We start from the raw sequence: 7,314 nt of genomic DNA, 5'->3' as shown, positions 1-7,314 counted from the left end.
GCTCATGCGATTGCCGCATTGTCGGCGCGTCCTAATGCAGCCAACACCGCACGGGGGACCAGCATGCTTCGCTCGACTTTGACCCTACGCCTCGCGAGCCTTGCCGTTGGCGTGAGCGCCGCAGTGTTTGGCATTGCACTTCCCGCGGGCGCCGCGCACGTGGAGATCGGCGTATTGACCTGCAAGGTCGCCGGCGGCCCCGGCTTCGTGTTCGGCTCGAGCAAGGATCTCGATTGCAAGTTCGAGGGCATCAACGGCACCAAGGAGGGCTACCACGGTGCCATCACCAAGTTCGGCATCGATCTCGGCTTCACCGGCAGCTCGTACATGGTGTGGACCGTGTTCGCGCCGTCGCAGGATATCCCGTCGGGTGCACTCGCCGGCAACTACGGCGGTGTCTCCGCCGAGGCGACGGTCGGCCTCGGCGTCGGCGCCAACGCGCTCGTCGGCGGCCTGAAGCACTCGATTGCCCTGCAGCCGCTCAGCGGGCAGGTGCAGGAAGGGCTCAACATCGCCGTCGGCATCTCTGAGCTCAGCCTGCACCCCAACGGCTAGTCGCGTCTACGCGGCCTTGGCCATCTCCACCTGCAGGTTTTGGTCGATCTTGTCGAGGAAGCTTGTGGTCGACAGCCACTTCTGCCGATCCCCGACGAGCAGCGCCAGATCCTTGGTCATGTAGCCGGATTCGACGGTGCGCACGCACACGCGCTCGAGGGCCGCGGCGAACTCGGCCAGGGCCGCGTTGCCGTCGAGCTTGGCGCGGTGGGCGAGCCCGCGCGTCCAGGCGAAGATGGATGCGATCGAGTTGGTCGATGTCTCCTTGCCTTTCTGGTGCTCGCGATAGTGGCGCGTGACGGTGCCGTGCGCGGCCTCCGCCTCGACGGTCTTGCCATCGGGCGACATCAGTACGCTCGTCATCAAGCCGAGCGAGCCGAAGCCCTGCGCCACGATGTCCGACTGCACGTCGCCGTCGTAGTTCTTGCACGCCCATACGTAGCCGCCCGACCATTTCAGGGCGGAAGCCACCATGTCGTCGATCAGCCGGTGCTCGTAGGTCAGCTTGCGCTTGTCGAACTCGGCCTTGAACTCGGCGTCGAACACCTCCTGGAACAGATCCTTGAAGCGTCCGTCATAGGCCTTGAGGATAGTGTTCTTGGTCGACAGGTAGACGGGGTAGTTGCGGGTCAGCGCATAGTTGAAGGTGGCGCGCGCGAACTCGCGGATGGACTCGTCGAGATTGTACATCGCCATGGCGACACCCGCGCCCGGGGCTTTGAACACCTCGCGCTCGATCGTCTCGCCATTCTCGCCGACGAACTTGATGGTCAGCGTGCCCTTGCTGGGGAAGCGGAAGTCGGTGGCGCGGTACTGGTCGCCATAGGCGTGGCGGCCGATGACGATGGGTTGCGTCCAGCCGGGGACGAGGCGCGGCACGTTGCGGCAGATGATGGGCTCGCGGAAGATGACGCCGCCGAGGATGTTGCGGATAGTGCCGTTGGGGCTCTTCCACATCTCCTTCAGATGGAACTCTTTGACGCGCGCTTCGTCCGGCGTGATGGTCGCGCACTTGACGCCGACGCCGTGCTTCTTGATGGCATTGGCGGCGTCGATGGTGACCTGGTCGCCCGTGGCATCGCGGCTCTGGATCGACAGGTCGTAGTACTCGATCGGCAGGTCGAGATAGGGATGGATCAGCTTGTCTTTGATCAGCTTCCAGATGATGCGGGTCATCTCGTCGCCGTCGAGCTCGACGACGGTTCCAGTCACCTTGATCTTGTGCATTCGGGCCTCAGCTAGACAGCGCGGCGTGGATTTCCCCGGCACCATATCCGCGGTGTTGCGCCGCAACAAGGGAGCAATGGCGCCGCGGTTGGACTGGTAATTAGTAGGACGAGGAGGGAATGGCCCCTTCCCACATTGGGCTCGCCCGAACCGACCTTGTTGTCTGTGCCCGGTTTGCTATGGGGAGGGTTCATTCTTCGCGACCATGCATGCCAAAGCCTCATGCCAGTGACGGCCGAACAGCTACTGATCATCAAGACTGCCATTCTCGACGGCACGCCGGCTCCGGTCGTCGCGGCGAGCGGACGGCCGGTAAGCGAGGTCGTGCGCGTCTGCCACGAGCGCACCATAGATGTCGGACTTGAGGAACTCGCCATCCCCGGTCTTGATCGGGCGAGTCTCGAGCCGCTGCTCACCTACTGCGCCGAGCTGCGCTGCGAAGGGGATGGAGCGACCTGCCCCGGCTGCAAGCGGCGCACTGAGGCGCTCGGCATCCATTCGCTCGACGATTTCATCGCCCGCTACAAGGAGATCGTCGTCGGCGACGGCGAGGTGCGCCTTCTCGGCCAGGGCGAGGGCACCCTCCATACACCGGCGCTCGCGGCTTTGGAGAAGACTTGGTCGGGCGAGAACTACTGGTTCTGGGCGCGGCGCATCTTGCGCAAGCTGCGCCACGGCATTCGACGCGCGCACATTCAAGGGGCGGCGTTTGCCGATGCCGGCGAGACCCCGGCCGTCATTCTGATGGAGCCGCAACTCGCCGACAACGTCGGCATGGTGGCACGCGCCATGGCCAACTTCGGTCTCGACGATCTGCGCCTCATCGCCCCGCGCGACGGCTGGCCGAACGAGAAGGCGCGCATCGCCGCTTCCGGGGCCAACTACGTCATCGACGATGCGGTCGCCTTCCCCTCGCTCGAAGCCGCCATCGGCGACGTCAACTGGCTGGCGGCGACGACGGCGCGCCAGCGCGATTTGCGCAAGCCGGTGATGACGCCCATCGAGGCGGTCGGCGAGATGCGCCGGCGCATCGACCGAGGCGAGCGCTGTGCGGTGCTGTTCGGGCGCGAGCGCTCAGGCCTTGAGACATCCGAGGTCGCCAATGCCGATGCGCTCATCATGATTCCGGTAAATTCTCGTTTCGCTTCTCTCAACCTGGCGCAAGCGGTGCTCATCCTCGGCTACGAGTGGATGCGGGGCAGCGATGCGCAAAGTCTCGGGCGCGTAACCACCTACGAGAAGCCGATCGAGGCCGGCCTCTACATGGGCGCCGACCGTCCAGCGACGAAAGACGAACTGATCGGATTCTTCGAGCATCTCGAAGGGGAACTCGACCGTCTGGGCTTCTTCAATCCGCCGCACAAGCGTGCCACTGTGGTGAGAAATCTACGCACCATGTTGACGCGTATGGGCGCCACAGAGCAGGAAGTCCGCACCTTGCGTGGTATTGTTGCAACGCTCGCCAAGGGCAAGGGACATGCCCGCAAGCCGTCAACTTAGCCGCCATGATCTGGCCAAGTTTTGAGCTGAGCGATGCCGCTCCCAACGAGCGAATTCTGCTCTGGCCGCGCGGATGATCGCGGCGTGAGCCAAGAGTAACAATATAACGCAGGGACAGTTTCAGGAGATGCGGATCATGAAATGGGCGGGGAGGGGTTGGGCATGCGCGGTGGCGATGTCCGCTACATTGGCGGCGGTGCCCGTCAGCGCGCAGGAGCTCAGCGAAAAGGCGACGCGCACGTTCATGGAGTACGCGTGGACGTTGACGCCGGAGCGCTTCACCAAGCCCAACGGTGAAACGATCCTCATCGACAAGACGAAGCGCGACGAGATCCTCATTCCGCTCGACGTAGCGCGCGAGGTGATCCGCGCCGGCCGTCTGTCGGCGCACGCGCAGGTGTGCGGACTGGCGCAGGAGCAGGGCGACAATCACAGCTCGCTGATGCGCCGCCAGTCGCAGAGCAAAAAATGGACGCCGCAGCAGATGGTGTACATCAACCAGCTGCATCTGACGGTCGTTATGCTGCTCACGGGCCGCATCAAGCTCGTTGAGAAGCCCGAGGGCGGCGAGAAGGGCAAGGAAGCGGCGGCAAAAGAGGTCGTCGTCGCCGAGGAAGCGCAGAAGGCGGCGCAGACCTGCTCGGCCGAGCAGAAGGCGAAGGTGAAGGAGCTGATCGCCGCCTACGTGAAGACCGGGCCCGACCTGGCCTCGAGCAGCCCGGCCGGCGCGGCACCGCCTGCCACCGCGGCTACCCAGCCGGCGGCGGCGCCAGCGGCGAAATAGGTCGCCTTCGGCGGCCCCAGACGCGGCGGTTGACGTCGCCGCTGCCAATCGGTATCTAGCCATCCGGACGCGGGCCATAGGTTAATGGCCCGCGTTCTTATTGCGCACCTGCGGCAGCGCCCACACGAGCGGCGCTGCCTGTCGGCTCCTTAGGCTCGCGAGCTACGGGGAGCAGAGGAGGGGGCGCTCCACGCAACATAGCAACCGTTGGAGTGCTGTTACCATGACCAAGCGCATCCGCGCCAAGCACAAGATCGACCGCCGCCTCGGCGAGAACATCTGGGGCCGTCCGAAGAGCCCCATCAACCGCCGCGAGTCGCGGCCCGGCCAGCACGGCGAGCGCCGCGTGCAGAAGCTGTCCGACTACGGTCAGCAGCTGAAAGCCAAGCAGAAGCTCAAGGGCTACTACGCCAACCTCAACGAGCGCCAGTTCCACCGCATCTACGTGGAGGCCTCGCGTCTCAAGGGCTCGACCTCCGAGCACGTCATCGGCCTCTTGGAGCGCCGGCTCGACGCTATCGTCTATCGCGCCAAGTTCGTGCCGACCGTGTTCTCGGCGCGCCAGTTCGTCAGCCATGGCCATGTGACGGTCAACGGGCGCCGCGTCACGGTGCCGAGCTACCGCTGCAAGGTCGGCGACGTCATCGAGGTGAAGGAGAAGTCGCGCCAGCTGCCGCTCGTGCTCGAGGCCATCAAGAGCCCCGAGCGCGACGTGCCCGACTACGTCGAGGCCGACCACAACCGCATGGCGGCCAAGCTGCTGCGGGTTCCGGCGCTCTCCGACGTGCCCTACCCGGTGCACATGGAGCCGAACCTGGTGGTCGAGTTCTACTCGCGCTGACCGGCGTCAACCGCATCCGAAATGCAAAGGCCTCCGACGATGCGGAGGCCTTTGTCGTTTCAGGCGGCGATGAGCACTTCGTCGAGCCGGCGGCGCGCCGCGTGCGGCGGCATGGCGATGCCCTCTTTGAGGTAGCCGAAGCGGGAAAGGAGCTGCGGCGTGCGCCCCGGGCAGCCGAGCTCGGCGAGCTTGGGGCGGATGGTCGTCACCTCGATCGGCTGGTTGAGGAAGGCGTTGACCAGCCCGTGCATGGTGACGACGTGCAGCACGGCGGCCAGCGCGCGCCCCGTCGCCACCCAGTCGGCGCGCGTGTCGCCGGGGGTGGAGAACACGCCGAGCAGCGGCGCGCCGAGCACGTTGGGCTTGTCCATACGAGCCACGGCGCTGCCGAGGTCGAACATGCGGAACAGCGTTGCGGCGACACGCGTCGCCCAGTCGGGAAAGCCGAAGCCGGGGCCGGCGAGGCCGTCGCCGGCCGGCGAGGTCAGCGGATGCATCCACGCAGCGAGCTCGTCGCGGAACGCCGGATCGGCGAACTGAATGTGATCGGCATCGACCACCAGCTCCGCGACGGCGTCCTTCACCGCCGTGTCCTCGAACAGGCTCAGCTCGACGCCGAACGGGCGCGCCGCCTCGCGCATCAGCGTCTGCATGCCCGGCGGCACCGGCGTGTCGGCATAGGGCCGGCGCACGGTGCGGCGCGACGCGATGGCGTCCAGCATCTCGTAGTCCTCGGCGCCGCCCGCCGGCTGCGGGGAAAGCGTGACGCGGGCGACGACGTCGGGCGCCTGCGCAACGGGGAGCGGCGTCAGCGCGCCCGTAAGGCCGAAGGCGCGCAGCGCCGCGAACATGGTCTCGGCGGCGGCGGCGCACGACATGGTCATCTCGCGGTCGTGCGGGTCGACCATGTGCAAAGCGCGGCTCGTGTCGGCGACGATGTCGACGTGGTCGTCGCTGAGCACGAAGCGCCACGGCTGAGTGTTATGACCGGATGGGGCGAGCACGGCGTAGCGGACCAGAAACGCCAGCACGTCGCGCGAGCTGCCGTTGCGGGGGAAATCGCTCGGCTCGATGCTCCACGCCTGTTCCGAGGTCAATGTCTCCGTCTCCGCCATGGCAACTCTCCGTAGCTGCAGCCCTGGCCCTAAGAGTTACGGCGCGGGCGTTGCCGAACCCTTGCCCTTAAGCGGCAAGTGCAGCCTAAAGCGGCTCGGGGTCGGCGACCGGCGCGCCGAAACTTGCCTCCTTGCTTAACGGTCGGTGTCGGCGCCCCGGATTGGTCGGCAGCGTGACGATTTCACCCCCGGCGGGGGCCGCATCGGCGGCAGCCGCAGCCTGCGCACGATCGCCGCGCGGCGGCACCGTGTTGGCCCAGCCGTAGGCGAGCATGGTGATCAACGCCGAGGCGGCGAAGAAGTAGACGCCGGGCATGACCACCGCCTCCGTGTAGCCCGACGAGTTCACGTAGAAGATCATCAGCGCCAGCACCATGACGTCGGTCATCGAGTAGCGCCCCAGCCATTCCATGGTCGAGAACGAGCGGCGGCGGAACTCGGGCGACAGGTCGGGCGAGGTGACGAGCGTCAACAGGTAGAACAGCTTCAGGAACGGGAAGAAGATCGACACCGCGAACACCACCGCGCACAGGAAGTACTCATCGCTCTCGTACAGCGCCCAGATGATGGTGGCGATGGAGTGCTCGTTGGTCCACACGTAGACGGTGGTGAAGCGGATCACCGGCAGGATGACGCCGAGGGCGAAGAACACCGTGGCGAGGATGATGAGGAAGCTCAGAAGGAAGTTGCGCACGACCGACAGCTGCTTTGGCACCTGCGGTTCGATCGCCATGCTGCCGGCCGCGGCGACGTCCATCTTCAGCCAGGCGTAGGACAGGATCATCAGCGCGACGGCGGCGGTGAAGAAGTAGACGGCGGGCAGGCTCGCCGCGTCGTAGACGCCCTGGCTCTTCAAAAAGAAGATCATCAGCGCCAGCACCAGCACGTCGTGCATCGACCATTTGCCGATCCACTCGATGGCCTTGAGGCGCTTGGCGTGCCGCCTGAGCTCGGCGGCGGGGAGCGTGGAGACGAGCAACAGGTAGAGCAGCTTGACGATGGGAAAGACGATCGAGAACACGAGCACGATGAGGCCGAGGAACGTCTGGCCCTGCTGCAGGAGCACGCCGACGGTCGACATGAGCGAATATTCGCTCGACCAGAACACGAACTTGGTCAGCTTGAGGATCGGCAGGCTGATGCCGAGCGCCAGGCACACGGCGGCGCCGATGATGGCGAAGCTCAACAGAAAGCGCCTGCCGCCGAGCCGCATGTCTTGTTCGTCCTCAAGTGCCTCGAGCGGCGATGGTAGTGGCGGGCCGCGTCCGCGTCACTGAAAGAAGGCGGCGCGG

General features: G+C 65.7%; 7 protein-coding genes. 4 read left to right on the top strand and 3 right to left on the bottom strand.

The features are described 5' to 3' along the window. The first annotated feature begins 63 nt into the window (after nt 1–63). Nucleotides 64–555: a DUF992 domain-containing protein gene (locus F9K20_RS14190; RefSeq protein WP_291002974.1), complete on the top strand. Its 492-nt coding sequence runs from the start codon at nt 64–66 to the stop codon at nt 553–555. A 6-nt stretch (nt 556–561) separates the two neighbouring features. Here the strand turns inward: F9K20_RS14190 and F9K20_RS14185 are convergent, their stop codons facing one another. After that, on the bottom strand, nt 562–1,782 hold the full coding sequence (locus F9K20_RS14185) for an NADP-dependent isocitrate dehydrogenase (protein WP_291002971.1): 1,221 nt from the start codon (nt 1,780–1,782) through the stop codon (nt 562–564). A 228-nt stretch (nt 1,783–2,010) separates the two neighbouring features. Here F9K20_RS14185 and F9K20_RS14180 point away from each other — a divergent pair, with 228 nt between their 5' ends. The 3 genes from F9K20_RS14180 to rpsD all read left to right on the top strand — a co-directional run bounded on the left by F9K20_RS14180 (nt 2,011) and on the right by rpsD (nt 4,907). Next, complete coding sequence (locus F9K20_RS14180; RefSeq protein WP_291002968.1) at nt 2,011–3,282, top strand: RNA methyltransferase; 1,272 nt, start codon at nt 2,011–2,013, stop codon at nt 3,280–3,282. A gap of 175 nt (nt 3,283–3,457) precedes the next feature. Beyond that, entirely contained in the window at nt 3,458–4,066 is a 609-nt protein-coding gene (locus tag F9K20_RS14175) for a hypothetical protein (RefSeq protein ID WP_291002966.1), read from the top strand. A 223-nt stretch (nt 4,067–4,289) separates the two neighbouring features. Next, a complete protein-coding gene (rpsD, locus tag F9K20_RS14170) occupies nt 4,290–4,907 on the top strand; it encodes a 30S ribosomal protein S4 (RefSeq protein WP_291002963.1) in 618 nt (205 codons plus the stop codon). 59 nt (nt 4,908–4,966) lie between these two features. Here rpsD and F9K20_RS14165 read toward each other — a convergent pair whose 3' ends face one another. Further along, a complete protein-coding gene (locus tag F9K20_RS14165; protein WP_291002959.1) occupies nt 4,967–6,022 on the bottom strand; it encodes a hypothetical protein in 1,056 nt (351 codons plus the stop codon). An 85-nt stretch (nt 6,023–6,107) separates the two neighbouring features. Then, complete coding sequence (locus tag F9K20_RS14160; protein WP_291002956.1) at nt 6,108–7,235, bottom strand: paraquat-inducible protein A; 1,128 nt, start codon at nt 7,233–7,235, stop codon at nt 6,108–6,110. Nucleotides 7,236–7,314 lie beyond the last annotated feature (79 nt).

This window comes from Hyphomicrobium sp., assembly GCF_009026145.1.
Classification (GTDB): Bacteria; Pseudomonadota; Alphaproteobacteria; order Rhizobiales; family Hyphomicrobiaceae; genus Hyphomicrobium_A.
Note: the sequence above shows the minus strand (reverse complement) of the source record. Positions and strands in the feature narration are given on the sequence as shown.

Excerpts from the sequence above, each read along its gene's own strand:
- F9K20_RS14190 (WP_291002974.1), top strand. The coding sequence starts at position 64 with ATGCTTCGCTCGACTTTGACCCTACGCCTCGCGAGCCTTGCCGTTGGC.
- F9K20_RS14165 (WP_291002959.1), bottom strand. The coding sequence starts at position 6,022 with ATGGCGGAGACGGAGACATTGACCTCGGAACAGGCGTGGAGCATCGAG.
- F9K20_RS14185 (WP_291002971.1), bottom strand. The coding sequence starts at position 1,782 with ATGCACAAGATCAAGGTGACTGGAACCGTCGTCGAGCTCGACGGCGAC.
- F9K20_RS14160 (WP_291002956.1), bottom strand. The coding sequence starts at position 7,235 with ATGCGGCTCGGCGGCAGGCGCTTTCTGTTGAGCTTCGCCATCATCGGC.
- rpsD (WP_291002963.1), top strand. The coding sequence starts at position 4,290 with ATGACCAAGCGCATCCGCGCCAAGCACAAGATCGACCGCCGCCTCGGC.
- F9K20_RS14175 (WP_291002966.1), top strand. The coding sequence starts at position 3,458 with ATGTCCGCTACATTGGCGGCGGTGCCCGTCAGCGCGCAGGAGCTCAGC.